Genomic DNA, 24,613 nt, shown 5'->3' on the forward strand with positions numbered 1-24,613 from the left:
ATCCAGATGGAAAGAATTGCGATTGTATCCGACATTCATGGCAACATGACTGCCTGGGAAGCAGTGTTAAAAGATATCCGAAGTCGTGGCGTGGAGCGAATCTTTTGTCTTGGTGACCTCGTGGGCAAGGGGCCAGAACCGGTACAGGTTGTGGATCAGGTGAGAGCGACGTGCGAACTTGTTATCCGTGGCAATTGGGATGAACTGGTTGCGGTTAACCAAGACAACGAGAACTTTACGTGGCAAGCAGAGCGGCTGGGTGAGGAACGATTGGCGTACTTGGCGTGCCTACCCTTCAGTCATCAATTTCAACTGAGCGGTCGCACCATCCGTCTGGTCCATGCTTCACCTCAAAGTGTATACCATCGTGTACAGCCGTGGGACGCGATGGAAAAGAGGTTGGCAATGTTTGATCCTCCGGCTGATGAGCCTGAGCAAGGTGTTGCAGATGTTGTAGGTTATGGGGATGTGCATAACGCATACTTGCAGTATATGAACGGCAAGTTACTGTTTAATGCAGGCAGTGTTGGTAATCCATTCGATCTTCCCCAAGCTTCCTACTGTATTTTGGAGGGTGAAGACAGCAACGATAACAATACCCCGTTCAATGTTCAATTTTTGCGAGTGCCTTATGATATTGAGCGAGAAGTACAGGTTGCACAGTCGGCGAATGTTCCTGCATTTGATTTCTATATTCGTGAGATTCGTACTGGTATCTATCGCGGGCTGCAAGAGTAGTCAGTATCTGGGCCTTTTAGCGTGAGGAATTGAATGATGCAATATATTAATACTAAAATGCGAATACTAAAGTTCGTGGATCAGTTCAAATGGTATTACGCCGGATCATCATCAGAGCATGCTTGTCTTACCGGACTAGAGCCCGTTTAGGCAAAAGGAGCGATTGTCATGCTTACCAGAAAAATGCTGGTTCAAGGTCTGCCGGCTTTGTGGACAGAGCGTCTTGTCCTGCGATCATTACGTCAAAGTGATTACAGCACATTATCGGAACTCTTTTCCGATCCTCAAGTCATAAGATATGTGAACAGGGGAAGCCAGCCCACGCCAATCAGGGCGAGACGGTTATTGAACCAGATACGGAGCAGCAGCGCCAAGCTGGATTCGTTACATTATGGGATCTGCTGGAGAGGCAAGGAACAAGTGATTGGGATCACCTCATTCCAGCACTGGAATGATCAGAATGGTACCGCACAGATTGGTTACATCCTGAACAGGTCCTGTTGGGGCAGGGGTGTGGCTACCGAGGCGGTACAGCGGCTGCTGCAGTTTGGATTTGACGATCTTCATCTGGGGAGGGTGGAAGCACGTTGTTATGAGGCCAATGTATCTTCACAACGGGTGCTAAGCAAAATAGGGATGTCCTATGAGCGGAGTCTTCCCTCGTTCGGACTGCATGATGAGGATGAAGAGGGATCAGAATCCCTGATGGATGTTAAAGTGTACAGTATGTACCGGGAACAATACGTCAGACCGCTTCAGGAAAAAGACCTGCAAACCCTGGTATCTGACAAGCCGCAATGACATAGAGTAAGAGTAGTCAAACGTGAATGAATCGAACTTCAATCATTTGTTACACAATTGAAATATAGCTGCAATTGAACTCTAACAGACAGGGGGTAAACTTATCTCATGACCCCCTTTTTGATAATAGATAATGCTGTTGGGACCCGCGCGAGCGGGTTCATTTTTTTTGCCCATATAAGTTAACTGTGGAGTATTTACACTGGCCACTCCGATGACAGAATAACCTTCCGATCGCTGTTATCCCCAGATTTTTTTGATTCCCATATTTAGAAGGGAAAATCCGTTGATAGCGTATGCTTCCGATGCAGCTTTCTTTCAGAAAGCTTTTAGGAGAACACTTCGTTTCTTCTGGTTATTTCTGTCCTCTCCGTTATCGTGTAAATATGTAGTTTAACTTTATATAATATTTTTTTGTTTAGAATTAAACCCAAAACCCCCACTGCGCTTGTTAACGCTGTGGGGGTTTCTCTGTGGTTCTATTTATTTTACAGTGGTACAACCTGCATCTGTTTCTGCTTGAAGTATACCCAGTCGGTGAATCCGATCTCCTTGAGACGTGTACGAACGTCATCCAGCTCGTCTGCAACCCGCTGTGGTTTATGAGCGTCCGATCCAAATGTCACCTTCACTCCATAATGATGGGCGCGTTCCAGAATGGCATCCGAGGGATACCAGCCACCGCTGAGTTTGGTTTTGCCAGATGTGTTAATTTCGATCGCTACGTTGGATTCTGCAATGACCTGCAACGTTTCATCAATGGCCTGATCAGCGATAATTTCGGAGAAAGGTGGATAGTTTCCTTTCATCGCATCAATGTGTCCAAGAATCTGGAACATACCGCTGCGAGCCGATTGCCGGATCAATGAATAATAGCTCTCTTTCACTTCAACTTTGCGAGCATTGCTTAGTCCATTCCACCGGGTTTTGTTGAAGATACTCACATCCTCGGTATGATGAACTGAACCAATAATATAGTCAAAAGGATACTGTCCCAGTGTGGTACGGTACAATTCTGCATGAGCAGGGAAGTAGTCGGATTCAATGCCGAGCAGTACATCGATTTTACCAACGTACTCTTCTTTCAAAGCAAGGACTTCTTCCGCATAATGCTGCAACTCAGACTTGCCCATTGCGATCCGGGGAAATGCCTGCTCAAGCTCACTGCCAAAGTATGGCGTATGATCCGAGATACCGATGGCCTGAAGTCCTGCCTTAATACCTGCCTCTATATAATCGCGGATGTTGCCGTCTGCGTGACCACAACGAAAATGATGTGTATGAAGATCGAATTTCATATGGAATCCTTCCTTTCTCATGGCTCATTGTCATTCTGAACTGATGAATTGGGTTTCCGGCATGCCTTTGAGGTCACTTATGAATTGTTGCATTGCTGAGTTAAGGTATCGACTGGACTTATAGATGACACCAACAGGGTGACTGACCTCCAGCTCACTTAAGGGTATCATTCGCAATGTACCTTGACGCAACTCATGCGCAACAGATTGTTTAGAGATAACAGCTGCCCCGAGATCAATCTCGACCATCCGTTTCACTTCTTCGCTGCTCGACAACTCCATTACAATATTAGGTTCAATATTATGTTTCTTGAAGATCGTTTCTGTAAACCTTCGTCCTACTGTATCAGGGGACAGCAGAATCAATGGTGTACTCCGGAGCACATCCACTGCAGCATGTTTTTTCTTCGCCAGCGGATGGGAAGGAGATACGACGAGTTCAAATGTGTCATAGTACAGCACAGATGTATTCAGGTTGGGATTACGCTCCGTGAGATAACCGATACCAATATCAACCAGACCATTTTCGACCTGGGTATAGATCTGTGATGAAGGAAGGGATTGGATACTGGTTTTGATCAGCGGGAATTGATCTTGGAAATAGGATAACACCCTTGGCAAGATCTGAATAGCAATGGAAGTTGTTGTGCCTAACACGATACGTCCCTGAGGCGTTTCATCGAGATCGGACAATTTTTGTTTCAACTCATCAACGATGTCGAGCATCCGTTCAGCGTGGTCCAGGAATACCTGTCCACGGTCTGTCAGGGTAACGGGTTGGTTCCGATCCACAAGAACGGTGCTGAATTCGTCCTCCAGACTTTTGATCTGGGCCGAGACGGCAGGCTGGGTAAGGTTTAGAAGTTCTCCCGCTTTGCGGAAGCTCATCGTTTTGGAAATGGTAATTAGTGTCTCCAGTTGGCTTATGTTCATAGGTGACCTCCTTGCAGGAAAAGTATCTTCGATATGTAGATGTGATGCGATGTAATCCCGTAACTGGTTATTGTTCCGTTATCTTAAATTATAGGTGATTCAGTACAGCAGAGCAATGAAGGTAATGATCAGGATCAAAAGTAGTTCAAGAGACTGTGAAAAAAACGCGAATACAAGAATTTGATTTTTTTAACAGTTGTGAAAAAGCAGTAATAAAGTCCTAAATGCCTTTTGCCACGCACGATGATCGAAATGCTTTCTTCAAAAGAAGTGAAAAGCTCTATTTATTCGCTAGAATCAGCTATAAACATTTGCCCCACGGATGACGATAAATTATAGTACACATGATTTAACGAATTCTTAATGAATTCTTGTACGTGATAAAGTATAATAAATTTAATGAATATGGGACTTTTGGTGTGTGACCAATAACCCAGTGTGAGGGGGACATAGACAGTGAAAGCGGAAGTGATTAATCCTTTCCTGGAATCGGCACGGAACGTATTCGAACAGCTCATCCAGGTTTCGCCTTCCACCGGGAGTCTTGGCGTGAAGAATGTAGAGTACATTGCAGACCATGTCTGGATCGTGATCGGAATGACCGGACAACTTAGCGGAAACATTGTATTTGGAATCAATGAACAAGTTGCATTGAAAATTGTATCTGCGATGATGGGTGGTTTTGTCATTACAGAAATGGATGAAATGAGCAAAAGTGCGATTTCGGAACTGGGTAATATGATCAGTGGTAATGCCAGCACCATCCTGTCTAATCAGGGTGTTGTGGTCGATATTACACCTCCACAAGTGATGAAGTCTGAACATCTGACTGCATTTAGTGCAACGAAAGCACTGAGCATTCCTTTGCTGATGGACGGCATTGGTGAGATGGATATTCAGGTCATGATCTCGTAGAATAGAGCCATACGCCTCAAGAGGCAATATGTGTTCAATACGGGAGGACATCGGGTATGCTGAAAGATCAGGTAGTGTTTATTACAGGTGCATCGAGTGGTATCGGTGCGCTGTGTGCGCAGATGCTGATAGAAGAAGGAGCCATCCCGATTCTGGCTGCCCGTTCACGGGACAAGTTGGAAGAGATTGGTGCCTCGCTGAAAGGGCCGCATGAATTACTCACGCTTGATGTTACGGATAGTGAGCAAGTTCAGGCAGCTGTGGATGCGATATTGCATAAATACGGACGAATCGACATTTTGCTGAACAATGCAGGTTACGGGAAATTCGCAGCGATGACAGAGATGTCTGTACAGGAATTCGATGAGATGATGGACGTTAATTACATGGGCATTGTCCGCTGCACCAAAGCAGTGCTTCCACAAATGCTGGAACGTGGCAAAGGTCAGATTGTGAACGTGGCCTCCATGGCTGGCAAAATCGGTACGGCCAAATCCGCTTCCTATACAGCTACGAAACACGCTGTACTCGGATTTAGTAATGCGCTGCGTCAAGAGCTTCGCAAGACTGGCGTCATGGTGACAACGATTAATCCAGGTCCGATTGATACACCATTTTTCCACCGGGCGGACCCATCTGGCAATTATGTGAATAATGTACGCTGGATGATGTTGAAACCGGAAGACGTTGCGGGTCATATGATTCGGGCGATGAAAAAGCGCAAGGAAGAAGTGAATCTGCCAAGACTTGCTTCTGCTGGCATATGGTTGTACCAGCTATTTCCTCGTCTTGCAGATCGATTGTCGCACGGTGTAATGAATCAGAAGTAAATGTGATACGAGGCATCATATACGGAATGAAAGAAAGGCTCCGCCGAGGGGCTTTTCTTTTTTTTGGCGTGTATACATACAATTCTGGAATAAGATTTGGTACACAGGCTTTTTTCGCATATAATGAAAGGTAATGTGATGACAGGCTTCGGTAATATACAAGCAACTTATATGTTCAACTAAACTTTTACACAATAACGGAGAGGACAGAAATAACCTGAAGAAGCGAAGCGTGCACCTTTATCCCCGGATTTTTCCTTTTGAAAAAAAGGAATCAAAAAAATCTGGGGATAACAGTGATCGGAAGGTTGTTCTGTCCTCGTAGTGTCAGTGTAATTACTCATTAGTTGAACTTATATAACATCAAAATGAATAAATTAAAAGGATGGACATACATGACGAATCAAACATTTGCTTCAATTGGCGTGGAACAGGATCTGGAGGCCGTTTTGGCGAAACACGGCATTAACGAACCTTCACCTGTACAGGCTCAGACGATCCCGGTTATTTTGGAAGGCCGAGATGTCGTATCCAAATCCCAGACGGGAACAGGAAAAACGCTGGCATATCTGCTACCACTGCTACAATCCATCAAAATGGATATCAAAGGCACGCAGAAACTCATTATTGCACCTACGCAAGAGCTGGCGATGCAGATTGTACGTGAAGCGCAGCGTTATGCGGAAGAACGTAAGATCGGCGTATTAGGTCTGATTGGAGGCGCAGCGGCTAAACGTCAGATCGAGAAGCTGCGTGAGCATCCACAATTGGTAGTGGGTACACCGGGACGACTGAAGGAATTGATTACACTCAAAAAACTGAAAATGCACAACGTCTCTACGATTGTTATCGATGAAGCGGACCAAGTGTTCCAACTTGGCGGCGTAAGTGACGTGAACTTTGTACTCAAGAGCGCATTGCGGGACCGTCAACTGATCTTCCTATCAGCAACCATTGATGAGCATACGGCTGGACTCGCAAAGCGTGAGATGAAAGAGCCTGTTCAGATCGGAATTGAACCGGATCGAGCTACGGCTGCGGGCCTTGAGCATTATTATTTTGTAGAAGAAAACCGCAACAAAATTGACATGCTGCGTCGTCTGGTTAGACAGTACAATCCGGATCGGGCAATCGTATTTGTGAATGCAACCGAAGATATTGGTGAAGTTGAAGCAAAAATGAATCATCTGGGCTTGTCCGCTGCTGCGCTGTATGGAGATGCTGACAAAGTGACCCGCAGTAACGTATTGTCTGCCTTCCGTAATGGCAAACTTCAGTTGCTGATTGCCAGCGAAGTGGCTGCCAGAGGACTGGATATCGAAGGCTTGCCAATGGTCATTAACTATGACCCTGCCTTTGATTCGGAGCACTATGTTCACCGTGCAGGTCGTACAGGCCGGATGGGACGCTCGGGTATCGTTTTGTCCATTGTGGATGAAACACAGATCTTTATTATGCGTAAATTCGCACGCGAACTCGGAATCGAACTGTCAGAACGTGTACTCTTTGGCGGTAAAGTACTGGAGGCTGACCCGCGTCCCGACACGCGGCCTGAGGGACATTCCTTCTCCAGAAAACCAGGACAATCCAGAGATCGCAAACCAGGTCAGGGCAATCGTAATGGGGGAACCCGAGCTACAATCTCCAATTCGCGTCCAGCAGGTAGCAAACCAACGGGTAATACAGGCCGCGCGGAGCGCGACCAGGATCGCAAAAACAAAGGAGCACCCAAGTGGAGTAAAGACAAAGCGCCACGCTCCGAAGAATAGAATCTGACGAAAGGGGTGCAGGGATAGATGGAAAACGTTCAATCGCCTGTTCTGCAAATCAGCGGGTTAAGCGGAGGTTATAGTGCCAAACGGCCGGTCCTTCACGGCATTGATCTGGAAGTTGGACGTGGAGAGATGGTCGGACTAATCGGCTTAAACGGTGCTGGCAAAAGCACAACCATGAAACACATCCTCGGCTTGATGACACCTCAACAGGGCGAAGTGCGAGTGATGGGCAAGAAGCGGGACGAGGATGCGCAGATCTACCAATCGGCTATGGCATTTGTACCGGAATCACCCGAACTGTATGATGAGATGACGGTGATGGAGCACCTGGAGTTTACGGCAAGAGCGTACAATGTGTCGGAGGCTGATTTCAAACAACGTACGGAGAAACTGCTGGAACTGTTCCGTATGAATGAGAAAAGTACAAGTCTGTCGACTCACCTGTCCAAGGGGATGAGACAAAAGGTCATGATTATGTGTGCTTTTGTGGCAGGACCACCACTGTACATCATTGATGAGCCTTTCCTGGGGCTGGACCCGCTGGGTATTCGCTCTTTGCTTGATTTTATGCTGGAGATGAAAGCTTCGGGATCATCCATCCTGCTCAGTTCACACATTCTGTCCACGATTGAAAATTACTGTGACCGTTTTATCGTTCTGCACCGTGGGCAGGTTATTGCTCAAGGGACGCTGAATGAACTGCGCTCCCAATTCGGGGAATCGGATGCCACGCTGGAGCACATGTTCTATTCCCTCGTACAAGGCAGGGATTGAGCATGGATCTCAAGCTGCTATGGAAGCAAAGACGCACAGGATTCTGGAACGGAATTCTTCCTTATCTGGGTTATGTGATCCAGAGCGGTGTAGCTATGGTCTTTTTATTTCTCGTCATTGCGTTCTCCGCCTGGTATACATCGTTTGTTCAGAACATTCCGGCGGAATTTCCGATTCGCTGGATTGCATTGCTGCTGCTGGCACCACTAGTGCTGTTTAGCAGTTATCGTACATATCTGCTTCCGGCAGATATTGTGTTCCTGCGACCACAGGAATACCGGATGCAGGAATATTTGAAGAACAGCTTTGCCCGAGGCATCATCTATAAAAGTCTGGGCTTGCTACTTGTGTTTGTTACACTGTGGCCGCTCTATGTCAGAGCAGATCTGGATGCACGGCCATTTGGCTGGTTCATCGTGTTCCTGCTGCTGTGGAAAGGGTTGTCCAGTTATGGAGCATGGCAAGAGCTAAGAATGGTTCAGGTCGGGGCAGCAAGAGGATATCGTCTCTTGCGATGGGCTCTGGCAGTGCTGGCGATTGCAGCTTGGCTGTGGCAGCCACCGCAGCGCAGTGTCTGGTTCCTGCTGTTGCTGGCTGTTGTCTACATCGTCGCCCTGCGTATACCGGTGAAACATCGGGTAGCGTGGGAACGACTGATTCAGGTGGAGCAGGGGCAGGCTGGCAGAGTCATGCGGACGCTTGGCTGGTTCGTGGATGTACCTTCATCCGGACAGAAAGTAAGTTCGCGTCGCTGGCTTAGCAAATGGGGGAGCGGTCTTCCTTGGAATGCAGGGAAAGCTTACCGTTACTTGATAACCAAAACGTTTATTCGAACCGAAGTGTTTTCAATCGTGTTACGCTTAATTGTACTGGGCATGTTACTATCCTGGTGGACAGCAGGCAGCTACTTTGGTGTCGGTGTGTATCTGTTTTTCCTGTTGCTTGCAGGTGTTCAGTTAGGTGCGATGCGTCGCAGTCATAGTGAATCGTTCTGGATTATGATCTATCCAATCTCGGGAGAAAGTCGTCGTTCTCAGGTGTTAGGATTCATATTCCATCTGCACGCACTGGCTGCGTTGCTCATGTGGCTGCCTATGCTGGCTGCCGGAGCAAGCGGACTGACTGTCACCGGAGTAGCACTTATTTTGGGTATACTGGTGATTGTGATCATGCGGCGTTCGCAAGGTAACAAGTGGTTGAAGGAAGAAGAGGACGAGTAAACGATCGGACACCTGACCAACTCGGATTATTACATTGGGTTCATCAGTGAGAGGTACAAAAGATAACAAAAGAAGGGTATTCCGGGCTGTGTCCCGGTATACCCTTCTTTGTGCTGTAATGGAATCATGTAGTTAGATCACTTGGTTCTCTCGCAAGTGTGTATTGGTACTAACAGAGGAACGATTTAGTGATGATCACGAGCAAGATGAACAGAACGAGAATAGCACCTGTGTTTGTAAATCCTCCGCCGTAACCGCCGCATCCATAACCGCCTCTTGTATCTTCAACTCCAGACATGGTCATTCCCCTTTCAAGTGGTTGTTTGGCACGCCCTTGCGTACATCGTATATTATGTGCCGGGGGGTTAGGCTGATTGGGCCGATGCCCGGTAAAGCGAGAAATTAAAGCTTTTGGGCACCTGTCCGGGGGAGTGGAGTAGTATCATGCGAGTTGCAAAACACAAAAGAACCCTTTGTATATCCAGAGACATGAAACGTCGCCGTTATACAAAGGGTTCTTATATCATTCAGGGTATAGGTCTGTGTTAACTAAGTCGTCCGCAGATCCTGAACTCCACGATAGATGGTTTCATACAGATCTTCCAACCCGGATTCTTCAATACAGGAGAAGGCGATTCGAAGATCCGATTCACCCAGCGCGATTGTACCCACACCGTATTTGTGCAGTAAATGGCTTCGAAGTTCTTCAGCGCCAACTTCTTTCAGCTTCAGGCACATGAAGTAACCGGAGTTGAACGGATAATAGTCCCATGCATCTCCATACTTGCCGCTATCAAGAATGGCTTTTACCTTATTGGCGCGGCCTTTCATAATCTCGAACTTCTCCTGTTTCTGTGCTTCAAACTCCGGTGCTTTGAGCGCATCCAGTACAAAAGTCTGGGAAGGATGCGGGCCACTGGAGATCGTTGCCCGGATAATACCAAGTGTTTTTTGTTCCAATGCATGCAGAACGGCTGCATCTTCATGGGCATACGTAATGAATCCAACGCGGAAGCCCCATACAAACTCCTCCTTGGTTGCACCATCCACTTTTACGGTCAACACACGTGGATGAATGTTGGCAAGTTTGCCAAACAGGGATTCATGAATGGAATCTTCGAAGAACAGCCCGAAGTACGCATCATCTGTTACAGCAACCACGTTAACGCCGGCTTCAGCTGCCTGAAGAATCGTGTTCACAATGGCATCTGCTTCTTCCGCTCCAGGCGTATAACCTGTAGGGTTATTCGGGAAGTTGAGCAGAACGATCGCTTTACCTTTGTCCTTTTGATCAAGCAAAGCCTGAAGCAGACCCTCACTGTTGAAGTTCAACTGATCATCGAACAGGGGATAATGAACCAACTGGCCATGACGACGAATTCCGAAGGTCAGCTCGTAATTTTCCCAGTTTTTATCCGGATATATGACAGCGTCCCCTTCATCGGCGAACAGGTCGGCTACGATACTTAGTCCATGGGTTAATGCATTGGTTACAATCGGATTGCCAAACGTTTTGCCTTCCAGGGAAGGCGTTTCCTTCAGCATCTTGTCTCTCCAGACGGTCCGCAATTCAGGTTTGCCTGCAGGTGGAGCGTAAGGATACAGATCCTTTGGCTGGAATGCAGACAGCTTCTCCTGAATAACCTGAAGATGCATAGGCACACCACCCTCCAGGGCGATACCAATCGTGGCATTATGGGTCTTGGCCAAGCTTGCTGCTTCAGCAGATTGACTCAAGATCCCTTCTTTAGGAAAATAAATTTCTTTGCCAAGCTGTGACAGCATGGAGTAGACGTGACTGCTGCCTGTCTGAATACTTTCGTTCAACTGTTCAGCCAGTGGATTCATTCTTTTCATCCTTCCAAGTCTTTGTGATTCAACTGCCTAACATTATATCACCTTGACATGCCCCCGTCACGGAAATTACGCAATATGACAGTTATATCGCTTTACCGCGTTGTTGCAGAGGGTTTTCGGGTGGGTTATCGTTGAATTCAACCTTGGAGTAATCCTCAAGAAATGAAACTTATTGTTGATGAAATGGACAGTATTTCCGCATCATTTCAGCAGTTTCGGCATCTCTTCCTTCATTGCGCTGTTCCAACTGACCATTGATATGATCGAATCGTTCACTGGAAAGGTTCTGACCAAATTTAAACTTGGCGCTGATCCGTTCAGGAATAATTCGGACTACGGCTACAGCTTTGAGGTTTCCTGTGTAACGCGAGTCAGTAGCGTCAATGGGTACATATCCGCCTTGCGGCTGGAGTTTTTCCATAAATCGTTGCAGTACCTTACCTTTGATGTCCAGATCTTTAACCGGTTCAGCCTGACCAAAGGCCATGACACTTTTGAAGAAAGAAGTTGCCGGACAAGCCAGCTCAGGATCACTGAAATAGGATGGAATCAGGGAGAACTCTTCAGCCACCGTGAAACTGACCGACGAATCCTGTTTGATCTGTTTCATCTTCTCGCCAGCCAGACTGCCGTGAAAATAAAAGCAACCGTCCATATATACGAAATTCAGCGGTGTAACCCGTGGTTGTCCGTCCGGACTGACCGTTCCCAGAAACCCGAAGGAGCACTGATCCAGAAATGTGGTAATTTCCTGTTCTTCATCTACTGTGAATTCTTTCCGTCTCATGTGTATTCCCCCATCATTGAAATGTATAATAGAACGCCATATCTTATGGATAACCATAGTTCATACATTGACAATGAAATAGATCCAATTTACATTCACTTTAGTAGGCCAATTAGTCGGGGATCACAGATGAAGACAAATGAAGAGAGGTGCATGATGGAATTGTGGCTGCCGATGGATACCTATGAACTTCAGCATCGATACAAGTATGAGGCACTGTACCATGCGTTACGTGATGCCATTCTTGCAGGCACGTTGGTGGGAGGCACGCGGCTTCCTTCCACCCGTGAGTTGGCAAAGCAATATGAGATGTCACGTGGTTCGGTAGCTCAGGTATACGACATGCTGCTTGCGGATGGTTATGTCCATGCACATCGGGGAAGAGGTACATTTGTAACCGAAACATTATCCACTCAGGAAAATGAGAAACAGGAAGCCGTTCTCAAGCTGTCTGCCTGGGGCGAACGAGTACAGATGTTGAGTACGCAACATGAAGTCCTGCGGACTCAAATGTCTTCTCTGAAGCCGTCCGTCATTAATTTTCAAATGCAGCGCATGCCTGCGGAACATTTCCCGTTAGGGGAGTGGAAGAGTGCACTCGCTGCGGTTCATCGCAGTGGTTGGCGAGAATCGAGCGGTGTAGCCGGTGATCCGGAGCTGCGTGAGGCCATCGCCTCCCATCTCAGATGGACACGTGGTATTCAGGCTGAACCCTCTCAGATTGTATTGTTCAGTGGTTCAATGCAAGGCATCACCTTGCTATCTCAACTGCTGATTACGGAGAATACAGCAGTGGTATTAGAGAATCCGGGGTATCCGGGCATCGCTCATGCCGTCAAGTCCTGTGGTGGGCATATCATCCCGGCAGAGCTGGATGCCGCAGGCATTATTCCTCAGCCTTGGGAGGCACAGACGTTATTTGTCACCCCTACCCGGCAGTTTCCAACAGGGGCCGTGCTGGGATTGGACAGAAGACGTGCCTTGCTTGCTTGGGCCTCAAAGCGGAATGCGGTCATCATTGAAGATGATTATGACAGTGAATTCCGATGGGGCGGAAGACCAATTGAACCCCTCAAAGTGCTTGATCGTGAACAGCGTGTCGTCTACGTCGGTTCATTCTCACAAACGATGGTGGCTTCTTTCCGACTTGGCTATGCCGTACTGCCGCCTGGCCTGGTAGAACCTCTGCTTGCCGCCAAGGCGTTGTATGAACCGGTACCTCCGGCGCTGTTAGAGCAGCGCGCACTGGCAAAATTTATGACCAGAGGAGGTTACCTGAGACACTTACGGCGGTTAACCCGGTTATATGGGGAACGGCATGATTTTTTTGTCAGAGAGATGGAACTACAGTGGCCGGAAGCATTCACGATGCAACTTGGTGATGCAGGACTGCATATCTACGCTACCTGGAATGGCGATGTTGACAGTTATCAGCGATTTAAAAAGCTTGCTCAGGAGGATGGCATATTGTTCCGTGATGCAGAGCGATATCGGCTGACTTCAGGTCATCCGGCGGCCTGTTTTGCTTTTGCACATCTGGAGAAAGAAGAGATGACAGAGGGAATCCGGCGTATGCGGCTAGCCTGGGAGAAGTGCACATTTTCGTTTCGGTGAATTCCGCTGTATAATGGGATAAGACATTTCGCTCCTGTAGGAGCAGAGATTATATATGAGCAAGTTGTATTTAATCATGCAAGATACTGAAATACATATGGCCTGGATTGAAGAAGTGAGATTCAGATCAGAATGATGCCATATGCAGAGAGATTAACTATCAAGGGGGAGTGGCGACATGCTGCAGGCATCGCCGTCATCATTTGTTATTTTGCCCGCTGTCGCCAAAATTGTCTGTGAACCGGGCTGGAAGTGGCAGAAACGGGAAAAACCGATGCAAAACTATGATTTATTTTATGTATGGAGTGGTGAAGGAACGCTTGTACTGAATGACCAGTCGTATGAAGTTGGCAAGGGGAGTTGTTTTTTGTTCAGGCCAGGAGATCATCCTACTGCAACACATAATAAGCAAAAACCGTTGGTACTTACGTATATTCACTTTGATGTGGACGTGCCTGTTGCTGACGTTCCCCAGTCCTATCGCGAGGTACAGGAAACGGTGGAGTTTGAGCACTTGCTGGCACGTTATGTAAGACTGTTCTTATCGGATGTGTACGGACGTGATGAAGAGAGCCGATTGATTCTGAAACAATTGATGATTCATTTGCTGCGCGCCGATACGGAAGAACCTGTGGAGAAAAAGGTGAGCAACCAGTTGTCCGATGTCATCCAGGAGGTCGCCAATTATGTGCGTCAGCATCCCGGGATTACGCATCGGGTGGAAGATCTGGCTGCGCGGGCTGGCTTATCGCCCCGATACTTCTCGATCAAGTTCAAGGAACTGGTGGGATCATCGGTGCAATCTTATATTATCCGCATGCGTATTGAACGGGCGGAACATCTGCTGGTGCATACCGGCATGAATGTGACCGAAGTGGCGGATGCTCTGGGCTACCGGGATATTTTCTTCTTCAGTCGTCAGTTCAAGCAGTATACCGGCAAAAGCCCGTCCGAGATTCGTTAAAATTCTGATGAGAAAAACAGGAAACCGTTTCAAGTCTGGAACGCAAGGGTAATGATCTAGCATTCCAGATGACCAAAAGGGGGAACTTGTGATGAACGGAAAACGTCGGGTCCGCAACCGGGGATGCTCTACGAAGGGATGCAATATTTTCCGGAACCGTCTGCGTCGCTTCAAACCGGCAGAGGACTTGCAAGATGTGTGGTTTTGAGGAGAACTCAGCAGACCAATAACGACGGAGCGAAGCTTCGTATTGCATGTATACATGGATAAATATGAAGGCATAAAGAGGATGGCGCAATACCTGGTTACAGGTGTTGCGCCATCCTCTTTATTTGCGTATGGACTCATTAGTTCTTCGGTTTCAAACGACCAAGCAATGCGCCCATTTTGACCGAATCGCCTGGCTGTAAGCCCGGGTTTGGTTCGAATGTGCCACTCTGCGTCAGCAGAACAACGGTGGAACCGAATTCAAAATAGGCCAGATCATCGCCTTGTGCCCAAGTACTTGTGTCCGTATCAGCATATTGTATGCTACTCACGTTCATCGCACCTACTTTGACAACCGCCACTTCACCGTAATCGTGTGCGATATACGTAATGAGCCGTTCGTTTCGACTAAGCACGGATCTCATATGGGTTAGGCCAAAGTCATTCACGGGATAAACTTTGCCTTTGATGTGTTCGCTCTCTATTTTGCGGCCGCTGACAGGTGCATGAATGCGGTGATAGTCGCGAGGGCTGAGATAGAGGACGAACCCGTACCCGTGCTTGTACTTCTCCAGATGGGGAGAATGGTTTAATAATTCAGCAAGTGTATAATTTTGTCCCTTAACATTCAGGAGTGTCCCTGCAGATATTGGACCGGCTGCCGTAATCTTGGCATCTACCGGGCTGATCAGTGCATGCTCTGAAAGTTCCAACGGGCGCATGCCCGGCTTTAATTTGCGGGTAAAGAAATCGTTCAGTGAACGGTATTCCTTCCAGTCTTTCTCGGCCTCCTGAACAGGGATGTCGTAGGTCCGGACAAAATAAGGGATAAATGCCTTACTTCCCCGGCTTTTGGAGAAGGCTCCCACGGTCCGGGAGATCCATTTGCGCGAAGAAAGCTCGGTCATTAATCGCAACAGCGTTTTTGCCATGAATATCCCCCTTAGGGTTAATGCGAACTTCAAGGCCGGCAAGACCGGCCGTTCTGCATAATATTGACACAGAATGCACACGAAATCAATATAGTCTCCTATCGTATGTCTGCGGTTGTCTCGGAATCCTCGAATTCTGTTCCAGCAGCAGACGCCCATAAGCCATCGGTTTGCTGTACGTTGCCTTCCAGTGTTCCGACATTCCCGCCTTGCGAAAACCGTAACGCTGATCCCGTCCATTGCATTCAATAAAATAGATCTGGCCGCTGCGCGTTATTCCGAGATCAAGGCCCAGATCAGCCAGATGTGGCAGACTTGCCGCCAGGTTCTGGGCAATTCGAAGTGCAACGAGTCCGATTCTGTATTCCAGTCGAGCCAGGTCGAAGCCAGATTCCCCTAATCCAAGGGCCTCTGCGAGCTTCATGACTTTACCGCCCTGGGCGATATTGCTGACAAACGTATGGGCAGGAGCCGCTTTGGCAAACATGCCTGTTATTCCCCAAAGACCATCGCCACCACGTTGTACAGATACCCGCAAATCTACCGGCCTGCCCTCATAACGTACCAGTGGGATACGCTCTTCAATGAGGTAGGCATGGCGAAAGATCCGCCTTAGGGTGGAGGAAGGAAGCTGTCCTTTGCTCAATCGGAAGGTAGCCCACCCTTTGCGTGCAGCCTTTGTCTCACAGGTTAGTTTCCACTGTCCATCTCGCTCAAAGACTCGCATAATACCATGACCGATGCTGCCGCTGCATGGTTTGATGACGAGGTCATCATATTGTTCCATCATATAGGCCAGAGACTCTGGCGTAGCTTTCACTGCACGGGGCAGGTGTTCTCGCAAGTCGAGGTCCTGATGAAGCATGTCATGAATGTGATCTTTACGGTACCGGTTGCGGACGTTGAATACCTGGATACCCTGCAACATCAGCTTGGTGATCTGATGCTGTTCCGTCCGGCGAAGCTGGAGTGATCGGTTATGAATGACGGAGGGCAGTGGCATGCGCACGCGAACATATCTGCCTTCTTTTTTTACATAGGCAAGACATGTTTTTCGATCCGAATCAATATCTTCCAGCCGCAAAAAGCAGGGTGTTAATCCATAACTGGCCGCTGCCTGTTCATAATTCGCGAGTGATTCCTGACCGGTCCTTCCGGCCGGTATCCCCCGGTACATGCGTGAATCGAACATAATGCCGATCGTTTCTTGGAGCATGACCGTTCCTCCTTCGATGTTATCGCGACCATGGAGCGTCCATTCATGGAATGCCGGCCTGTCACCGCATGGCTCAGACATCGCGATAACGCAGACCGGTGTGTAAGATGCATCGCCAAGCACTAGTGCTTGCTCAGGGCGTGTCTAAAACTCTGAAGGAAGCAGGTTTTGCCGAATTTTCGTTCCAAGCAAGGAAGTTTTCCGCGGGCGTGCCGGGGCACGTCAAGGGAAAGTGACACAGCAGGGGGCAAAAAGAAGGTGAAAGATGCACTTCAGCGAGTTTTCAGACACGACCTAGATATAATATCCTATGACATGACTGGGACGGGGGCGTGGACAGCCGCCTTTCCTCTGCTCCCTGACACGCCTATTTCCACGAAGATCATCGAACCTTCCTGTCTTGACGCCCGTACATTCGTGCTCTGGAATCCGCAAAAGTCATAAATGAAGTGGCAGATGCCCAGATGGAAGCATATGATGCCGGAGACGAACGTTAGAGGAAGGAGCAAGCTGCATGAGTAAAAATGGCAAAAAGAAGGTTCCGACGCCGAAACTGCGGCATGTGAGCCCGAAATACAAGGAATTGGAACTGACTGATCGCCGGGCAGACAAGATGAACTCAGGTTTCACTGTGAATAGGGAAGAACGCTTGAATACAAATAAAAGGGATTCGAGAGCTGTTCAGGAGTCGGAAGAATTCCTATTCGACTCAATGGAGCTACCTGCTTCAACGAACGAGCTGGAAGAGCTAGAGATCGAAGCCGAAATCAAGCCGGAACCCGTAGAGTCTGATAGCAAGGAAATCGAGACAGAAGATAGCTCGGATAAGCAGATTCAGGTTAGCAGCGTGGCTCCGCTTGTTCTGGAAGAAGAGGTGGTTATCATCAAACAAGAAACAACAAGCAAGGACCGGCTGCAGATCCTGAACCAGAACCAGATGCCGGGTCATACCGGACATTACATCTACACGGACGACTTGAGTGAATTTGCTGTTACGGAGAGCAAGTTGGCTCCTTTCTCTGTAGATGCCTCCAAGCTGAAACCGGATGCGGTCGGCAGTGAAGCATTGCAGGATTATGCGGTGACCAGCATTCACATTGCAGACGGGGCCATTGTTTCAGCGAAACTTGCGGAAGCGTCTGTATCTGAGGAGCACCTGATTGACGGTTCTGTGTCTGGTCACAAAATACGAAATGCTTCTATTGCAGGCGAGAAAATCAGAGATGGCAGTATTACTTCTCAGAAGCTTGGCAACCAGGCCATCGATTCGGCTAAAATTGCCGACGGTTCCATCAGCACAAGACATCTCAGCCGCATGCTGGTAACGGAAGAATTAATCAAGAATCATGCCGTAACTGGAGACAAGATCGCGATTAGCGGCGTGGATACAAGGCATCTCACGGGAGGAGCTGTGAATACCTCCAAACTGGCTGACGATGCAGTGACTACAACCAAAATTCGTGAAGCTGCTGTCACAGGCAGCAAAATCGAAGAACACTCCATCGAGTCTCACCATATTCAGGCAGGTGCTGTTAAACAGACACATCTGGCAGAAGGGTCTGTCGGTCGTTCACAACTATTAAATGGCAGTATTGGAAGTGACCAGATAGAGGATGGATCCATACAAACAAGACATTTAGCTGAGGGTTCATTAAGTGGAAGACATCTATTGGACGGTTCAATCGGTTCAAGTCAGATTCGAGCTCATTCCGTTGGCAAGGAGCAGATTGGCAATGGAGAAGTGGGCAGTGAGCATTTGACAGAAGGTGCAGTAACCAGTAGCAAACTGGCAGACCAGTCTGTTGGAACAGCAAAATTGCTAGAGCAGTCCATTACGGCATCCAAGATCTCTGATCAGAGCGTCATATCTTCCAAAATTGCGGATGAAGCCGTACAGGGTAAACATCTTGCTAGAGGGTCCATTCGTGCGGAACACATTGTGAATCGGGGAATTACGCCGGTACATGTGGACAATTCCGCAATTCACTCTATTCACATTGCAAGTGGAAGCATCGAGGCAGCTCATCTATCTGCCGGAAGTGTGTCCGGAGACGCTCTTGCAGACGACGTGGTGTGTGAGCGGCATCTTGCAGAGTCGGCCGTGGGTACGTATGAATTGCAGGATGCTGCCGTTACAGACGTTAAACTTGCGGATGGAAGTGTGACAACAGAAAAGCTTGGAACGGCATCGGTGAGTAGCAGAGCGCTTGCCCCGGGAAGTGTTATATCCTCGCATCTTGCGAGTGGTGGAGTCACAGGGACACATCTGGCTCCAGGCAGCGTGGGTTCCGAGGCCCTGAGACCTTATGCAGTGAAATCGGAACACTTGACAGAACATGCCGTAGGTGTACCTCATCTTCAGCCGGGTAGTGTTGAAACGGATGCGATTGCACGGGCCGCGGTCACAACAGACAAATTGGCTATTGATAGTGTAACTTCAGCCCAGCTGGCTGGCGGGTCCATTTTTCCGCCTCATCTAACAGATCATGCGGTTACTTCCCCCAAGCTTTCACCAGAGAGTGTTGCAACAGATAAACTGGCGGATTTTGCTGTCACATCAGCTAAACTGGCAGACGGCAGCGTGACTTCTTCCAAGATTATGGCAGAGAGCATTAACGCCAAACATATTCCATCAGGAACCATTCGCGGATATCACCTGAAGCAGCATTCCGTTTCCCTGGAACATTTGTCGGAAGAAATACGCTCGCCCGAGTTATTCGCTGATGGCAGTATTACCGGCAACAAACTTCGGCATGGCTCCATAAGTGCGGACCATTTGACAGCAGACTCGGTATCCGGAGCAGAACTGCAACAGGCTGCTGTAGGTAGCGAGCACTTGCAGCCATCCGTTGTACAATCCGTGCATCTGGCTGAAGGCAGCGTGAAATCTGACCATTTGGGAACTCAAGTAGTGAGCTCACAGCATCTGAAGGCAGACATCATTCATGAGGAGCATATTGCTGAACAGGTGGTCACATCGCATCACTTGGCACCCGGATCTGTCGAAACAGACCATCTGGCACCTTTATCCATTACAGCGGCTCACCTTCAGCCAGGTTTGATCAGTGGTTTGCATCTTCAGGCAGAGTCGACAAGTGCTGTTCACCTGCAGCAAGGAGCTGTGCATTCCCGTCATATTCAAGATGGTGAAATTCTTCCTCATCATATCCATGAACGCAGCATCGGAACATCTCATCTGGAAGAAGAAGCGGTAAGTACGATTATTTTGCAGGATGAATCTGTAACACGCTCCAAGCTAGCAACGGGTAGTGTGGATGGCAGCAAATTAGCTGCAGGAACCGTATCGGCTACTCACCTTGCCAATGAAAGTGTGCAAACCCGTCATATCCAAGAAGGCGCAATCCTTGCTGATCATATTCAAGAGTGCAGTATTGGCTCAGTTCATCTGGATGAGGACTCCGTAAGTGCGGTTCATTTGCAAAATGGATCTGTAACGAGTGACAAACTGGCGAATGGCAGTATCAACGGCAGCAAATTGCTCGAAGGTGCGGTGTCGGGGCTCCATATCGCATCCGAAAGTGTGCAATCCGGGCATATCCAGGCTGGGGCTATTCATGCTGACCATATTCAGGAGCGGAGCATCGGCACAACCCATCTGGAGGAGGAAGCCGTAAGTGCGATTCACCTGCAAAATGGGTCTGTCATCAGTACCAAACTGGCCGACGGTAGTGTAACCGGCAGTAAGTTGATCGAAGATGCGGTGTCAGGAATCCATATCGCGTCTGAAAGTGTGCAATCCCGCCATATCCAGGCAGGAGTAATCCTTGCTGACCATATTCAGGAGCACAGCATCGGCATGCTTCACTTGGAACAGGAAGCAGTAAGTGCCATTCATCTGCAAAATGGATCTGTAACAAGTACCAAGTTGGCCGACGGCAGTGTAACCGGCAGCAAGTTGCTTGAAGGAGCAGTATCAGATATCCACATTGCAGACGATAGTGTGCAATCCAGGAAGATTCAGGCAGGAGCCATACATGCTGATCATATTCAAGAGCGGAGCATCGGCACAGCACATTTGGAAGAGGAGTCGGTAAGTGCCATTCATTTGCAAAATGGATCTGTAACGAGTGCCAAACTGGCGGATGGCAGTATAACTGGCAGCAAGTTACTCGAAGGTACGGTATCCGGGATTCATATCGCATCGGAAAGTGTGCAATCCGGGCATATTCAGGCAGGAGCCATTCATGCTGACCATATTCAGGAGCGAAGCATAGGCACAAGCCATCTGGAAGAGGAAGCCGTAAGTGCGGTTCATCTGCAAAATGGGTCCGTCACAAGTGCCAAATTGGCTGACAGTAGCATTAGCGGCAGCAAATTGCTCGAAGATACTGTATTGGGGAGCCATATCGCATCGGAAAGTGTGCAAACTCGCCATATCCAGGCAGGAGCGATCCTTGCTGATCATATTCAGGAGCATAGCATTGGTACGTCCCATCTGGAGGAGGAAGCCATAAGTGCGGTTCATCTGCAAGATGGGTCTGTAACGAGTGCTAAACTGGCCGATGGCAGTGTGAGTAGCGACAAACTGCTTGAAGATGCGGTGTCGGATGTCCATATTGCCAATGGAAGTGTGCAATCCCGTCATATCCAAGAGAAAGCCATACATGCTGACCATATTCAAGAGCGAAGCATTGGGATCTCCCACCTCAAAGCGGAATCGGTAAGTGCGATTCACCTGCACAATGGTTCCATAACAAGTGCCAAAATGGCTGACGGCAGTGTAAACAGCAGCAAGTTGATTGAAGGAGCGGTAACGGCTGTCCACATGGCAGACAAAAGTGTGCAATCTCGGCATATTCAGGATGGAACGATCCTTGCTGATCATATTCAAGAACGCAGTATTCGCACAACTCATCTGGAAGAGGAAGCCGTAAGCGGGGTTCATCTGCAAAATGGGTCCGTCACCAGTGCCAAATTGGCCGATGGCAGCGTGAACGGCAGCAAACTGAGTGAGCAGAGTATAACTTCAAGTCATCTGAACGCGGGAATTGTGGGTACCGAGCATTTAAGTGAAGAGATCTGGAATGCCATTCGTCAGGTTAGTGGAGAAACGCTGGAGCAGCTGGCTGAGATCAAAAGGCAGGAAGCCTTGCTGGAGGTCCAGCAATTAATGCAGTCGGTTGGACTAGAGAATGAATCCATCTTCGGAATGGATTGGAGTACGGAGACAACAAATCCTCAAACGGATGGGCTGGAGCTGCAGGAGCAACTTGAACTGCAAAACCCACATGATCAGCAAGAGTCACAAGCTGGCGTTGAATTATATGTAGAACAATCGATTGAACAACCTACAGAACTTGCACCAGATGTTACATCTCTGACGCCTGGTGGCTCAGTAGAAGAGGCACCAGAACCTGTTGTTCAATTGCAGTACACACCGAACCCTCAATCAATTACACAGGAGCATCTGTGTGATGATGCCGTGGGCAGCAACCAGTTGCAATCGGGTGCAGTTCAGGCCAAACATCTGGCCTTCCAGCCCGTTCGCAGCGTAAGCAAACAACCGGTTGTACAACAATTCGGGATGGAAGCTTTTGTACTGCCAGAGAGTGAAGTATGCACAGAGGTAACCGTTGTTTTTGAAGAATCATTTGCTTCAGAACATTATGTGATTGTGGGCATGAGCAATGATCGGGGATTCCAGATTTCCCTGCTCTCGCAGAGTGAGGATGAAGCGGTACTTGAAGTGTCACGTACAGCAGATTGCAAGCATACGTACGGGTTGTTGTCATGGATTGCTGCGGGACCTTCGCAAGGATAGTGCAGGTAGTATCCGTAATATATAAATGACAAAAGCGGTGTCCAGAGTTGTCCGGGACACCGCTTTTGGTTGATCTAAGCTTAATCCGTTCGGACGGTGAGGGGTGTCTGAACGTTTCCTTATCATTAGGATGAGTACATTATAAGTTCAACGACATTAATTAAAATAAGATTTTACAGGCCTACAGCTTGATATGCTTTAGTAATAGCAGTAGCTTCAGCCGAAGTTGCTCCGTACAGATCTTTGGCAGCTTGAATGGTAGCTGTTTTGGCAGCGGCAAATTTGGACGTTGGTGTCAGGTAATTCACCAGTGTGCTGTAGAAAATCTGGATCGCTTTATCCCGGCCGATTCCGGTAACAGTCACACCATTATGTGTTCCGCCTTGAGCAGCAAGGTAGTAAGCTTTGTTGATGATACCACTGTTGGTATGGACACCGCCGTTGTCCTGTGTGCCTGTGTAGCGATCGCTGTATTTGTCAGGTTGACCATACAACGTAGGATTGGAGAGGGAGCGTAGCGCATCTCCTGGAATGTTAGGTGTGTAGATATCATCACCGAGCAGCCAGTTTTTGCTTTGGATCGTATTACCGAAAATATCGGCAAAGGCTTCATTGAGTGCACCTGGTTCATTGCGATATTCCAGATTGGCTGTATATTCAATAACACCATGCGTCAATTCATGACCCACAACATCCAGATCACCAGACAGGGATCGGAACGTCGTTCCGTCTCCGTCACCAAAGACAATCTGTGTCCCGTTCCAGAAGGCGTTATTGTAATTGGAGCCGTAGTGAACGGTCGATCTGATCAACAATCCGTTACCATTAATACCGTTACGGTTGAATTTGTTTTTGTAGAAATCATACGTAGCAGCTGCATGGGCGTGGGCATCTACACCTGCACGATCGGTCCATACATTATCCGAATCTGTGAGCAAGGTACCAGGCAGTGAGGAGCCATTGTTCGCCGTGTACGTTTGGATGCCATTGCCGCGAGTGGTGTCTTTCAGTTGGAAGGTGCTGCCGGATTGGGTGGTTGTCAGGGTTTTGGTATCTCCAAGCACGCCTGTACCTGTTCCAGTGGCAAAGTTAATGAGGTCAAACTGGGATACGATACTGCCATCCACTGCGTTAATGAAATATTTGGTCCGTAGAGGGGCAGGTTCCAGTACGTTTACTTCCGTAATGTAAACCAGATACGTCTGACCATCTTCTTCATGATGATAGATGTTCAATTCAGCTTGAGGTGTGATTTCCGCGGCACCAAGCTCTCCAATCCGGGAAGTTGCTTCTTCGGTTGCAATACGGATCGCGTCTTCTCCGCTGATCTCGGCTACACCATCATTCGGAATGGACTGCTCTTCAATCGGTGGAAGATCGCCAAGGGCGGAACTCACGGCTCCGGTTTTGTCCAGGTGCACCGTCTGTTCTGCACCATAAACCGGAATACCTTTAATATACTGTTTCAGGCGGAAGTGTCTTACGCCAGATGTATCTGTGTTTCTTTTGACAATTTTGAGTTGGGATTTTACATCGGAATTCAGGAATTGTTCCTGCTGTCCAAGGTAATTAAAGATGGTGTCATCTGTTCCACTGTTCAATGGAATACCCTCCTCAGAGGCATAAGGGGCCTGAAGTGGAATGGATTGATCAGACAATGGAGCTGCAGTAGCAGAGGATACGGAAGCGAGCAAAAGAGCTCCTCCAAGAATTGTTGGCATAACTTTGGCGAATTTCATAGTAAACTCTCCCATTCTTAAATTATTTTTTTGTTGGAAAATGTTCATGCCTATCTCGGTTGGATTTCCGTCTGCAACTTGGGCAGCGCGGAGCGTGGGGCTGAACCTGAAGCGTGGAATGAGACAAGAAACGATTGGAACAAAATCGGCTTGGCCTTAGCTCGGGAAGTGTTAAGCACGACACCAAACGAAAGGATAACCGTTTATTCAGTTCAGCCCGAAGGTTTAATC

Annotated in this window: 18 protein-coding genes; 10 read left to right on the forward strand and 8 right to left on the reverse strand. The window is 48.2% G+C overall.

Features of this window, described 5'->3' with window-relative positions:
- Positions 1 to 6 precede the first annotated feature (6 nt).
- Both J2Z28_RS14420 and J2Z28_RS14425 read left to right on the forward strand, forming a co-directional pair.
- On the forward strand, positions 7 to 738 hold the full coding sequence (locus J2Z28_RS14420) for a metallophosphoesterase family protein (RefSeq protein ID WP_211082994.1): 732 nt from the start codon (positions 7 to 9) through the stop codon (positions 736 to 738).
- 168 nt (positions 739 to 906) lie between these two features.
- A complete protein-coding gene (locus J2Z28_RS14425) occupies positions 907 to 1,539 on the forward strand; it encodes a GNAT family N-acetyltransferase (protein ID WP_211082995.1) in 633 nt (210 codons plus the stop codon).
- 488 nt (positions 1,540 to 2,027) lie between these two features.
- On the opposite strand, the gene J2Z28_RS14430 is transcribed toward J2Z28_RS14425, so the two are convergent.
- Entirely contained in the window at positions 2,028 to 2,837 is an 810-nt protein-coding gene (locus tag J2Z28_RS14430; RefSeq protein WP_211082996.1) for a histidinol-phosphatase, read from the reverse strand.
- A 30-nt stretch (positions 2,838 to 2,867) separates the two neighbouring features.
- A complete protein-coding gene (locus J2Z28_RS14435) occupies positions 2,868 to 3,770 on the reverse strand; it encodes a LysR family transcriptional regulator (RefSeq protein WP_211082997.1) in 903 nt (300 codons plus the stop codon).
- A 456-nt stretch (positions 3,771 to 4,226) separates the two neighbouring features.
- On the opposite strand from J2Z28_RS14435, the gene J2Z28_RS14440 reads away from it, so the two are divergent.
- The 5 genes from J2Z28_RS14440 (at position 4,227) to J2Z28_RS14460 (ending at position 9,284) form a co-directional block, all read left to right on the forward strand.
- Entirely contained in the window at positions 4,227 to 4,685 is a 459-nt protein-coding gene (locus J2Z28_RS14440; RefSeq protein ID WP_211082998.1) for a chemotaxis protein CheX, read from the forward strand.
- 56 nt (positions 4,686 to 4,741) lie between these two features.
- Positions 4,742 to 5,515, forward strand: coding sequence for an SDR family NAD(P)-dependent oxidoreductase (locus J2Z28_RS14445; protein WP_047841269.1), 774 nt, complete (start codon positions 4,742 to 4,744; stop codon positions 5,513 to 5,515).
- A gap of 395 nt (positions 5,516 to 5,910) precedes the next feature.
- Entirely contained in the window at positions 5,911 to 7,284 is a 1,374-nt protein-coding gene (locus J2Z28_RS14450) for a DEAD/DEAH box helicase (protein WP_211082999.1), read from the forward strand.
- Positions 7,285 to 7,311: 27 nt separating this feature from the next.
- Positions 7,312 to 8,064 carry an ABC transporter ATP-binding protein gene (locus J2Z28_RS14455; protein WP_036605802.1) on the forward strand — a complete coding sequence of 251 codons (753 nt, stop codon included), beginning with the start codon at positions 7,312 to 7,314 and terminating at the stop codon, positions 8,062 to 8,064.
- 2 nt (positions 8,065 to 8,066) lie between these two features.
- Positions 8,067 to 9,284, forward strand: coding sequence for an ABC transporter permease (locus J2Z28_RS14460; protein ID WP_211083000.1), 1,218 nt, complete (start codon positions 8,067 to 8,069; stop codon positions 9,282 to 9,284).
- Positions 9,285 to 9,453: 169 nt separating this feature from the next.
- Here J2Z28_RS14460 and J2Z28_RS14465 read toward each other — a convergent pair whose 3' ends face one another.
- From J2Z28_RS14465 to J2Z28_RS14475, 3 genes are all read right to left on the reverse strand, one after another.
- A complete protein-coding gene (locus J2Z28_RS14465) occupies positions 9,454 to 9,582 on the reverse strand; it encodes a hypothetical protein (RefSeq protein ID WP_017692471.1) in 129 nt (42 codons plus the stop codon).
- 251 nt (positions 9,583 to 9,833) lie between these two features.
- A complete protein-coding gene (locus J2Z28_RS14470; RefSeq protein WP_036673403.1) occupies positions 9,834 to 11,132 on the reverse strand; it encodes an aminotransferase class I/II-fold pyridoxal phosphate-dependent enzyme in 1,299 nt (432 codons plus the stop codon).
- Positions 11,133 to 11,310: 178 nt separating this feature from the next.
- Complete coding sequence (locus tag J2Z28_RS14475; RefSeq protein ID WP_211083001.1) at positions 11,311 to 11,928, reverse strand: pyridoxamine 5'-phosphate oxidase family protein; 618 nt, start codon at positions 11,926 to 11,928, stop codon at positions 11,311 to 11,313.
- Positions 11,929 to 12,057: 129 nt separating this feature from the next.
- Here J2Z28_RS14475 and pdxR point away from each other — a divergent pair, with 129 nt between their 5' ends.
- Both pdxR and J2Z28_RS14485 read left to right on the forward strand, forming a co-directional pair.
- A complete protein-coding gene (pdxR, locus tag J2Z28_RS14480) occupies positions 12,058 to 13,542 on the forward strand; it encodes a MocR-like pyridoxine biosynthesis transcription factor PdxR (protein ID WP_342357504.1) in 1,485 nt (494 codons plus the stop codon).
- Positions 13,543 to 13,720: 178 nt separating this feature from the next.
- On the forward strand, positions 13,721 to 14,506 hold the full coding sequence (locus tag J2Z28_RS14485) for an AraC family transcriptional regulator (protein WP_036605807.1): 786 nt from the start codon (positions 13,721 to 13,723) through the stop codon (positions 14,504 to 14,506).
- A gap of 347 nt (positions 14,507 to 14,853) precedes the next feature.
- On the opposite strand, the gene asd is transcribed toward J2Z28_RS14485, so the two are convergent.
- Both asd and J2Z28_RS14495 read right to left on the reverse strand, forming a co-directional pair.
- A complete protein-coding gene (gene asd, locus J2Z28_RS14490) occupies positions 14,854 to 15,645 on the reverse strand; it encodes an archaetidylserine decarboxylase (RefSeq protein ID WP_047841263.1) in 792 nt (263 codons plus the stop codon).
- 85 nt (positions 15,646 to 15,730) lie between these two features.
- Positions 15,731 to 16,861, reverse strand: coding sequence for a YheC/YheD family endospore coat-associated protein (locus J2Z28_RS14495; RefSeq protein ID WP_211083002.1), 1,131 nt, complete (start codon positions 16,859 to 16,861; stop codon positions 15,731 to 15,733).
- A 514-nt stretch (positions 16,862 to 17,375) separates the two neighbouring features.
- Between J2Z28_RS14495 and J2Z28_RS14500 the strand changes: the two genes are divergently transcribed.
- Positions 17,376 to 22,643: a WIAG-tail domain gene (locus J2Z28_RS14500; protein ID WP_211083003.1), complete on the forward strand. Its 5,268-nt coding sequence runs from the start codon at positions 17,376 to 17,378 to the stop codon at positions 22,641 to 22,643.
- 173 nt (positions 22,644 to 22,816) lie between these two features.
- Here J2Z28_RS14500 and J2Z28_RS14505 read toward each other — a convergent pair whose 3' ends face one another.
- Entirely contained in the window at positions 22,817 to 24,382 is a 1,566-nt protein-coding gene (locus J2Z28_RS14505) for a M4 family metallopeptidase (RefSeq protein ID WP_211083004.1), read from the reverse strand.
- Positions 24,383 to 24,613 lie beyond the last annotated feature (231 nt).

The organism is Paenibacillus xylanexedens, assembly GCF_017874615.1.
Taxonomy (GTDB): Bacteria; Bacillota; Bacilli; order Paenibacillales; family Paenibacillaceae; genus Paenibacillus; species Paenibacillus xylanexedens.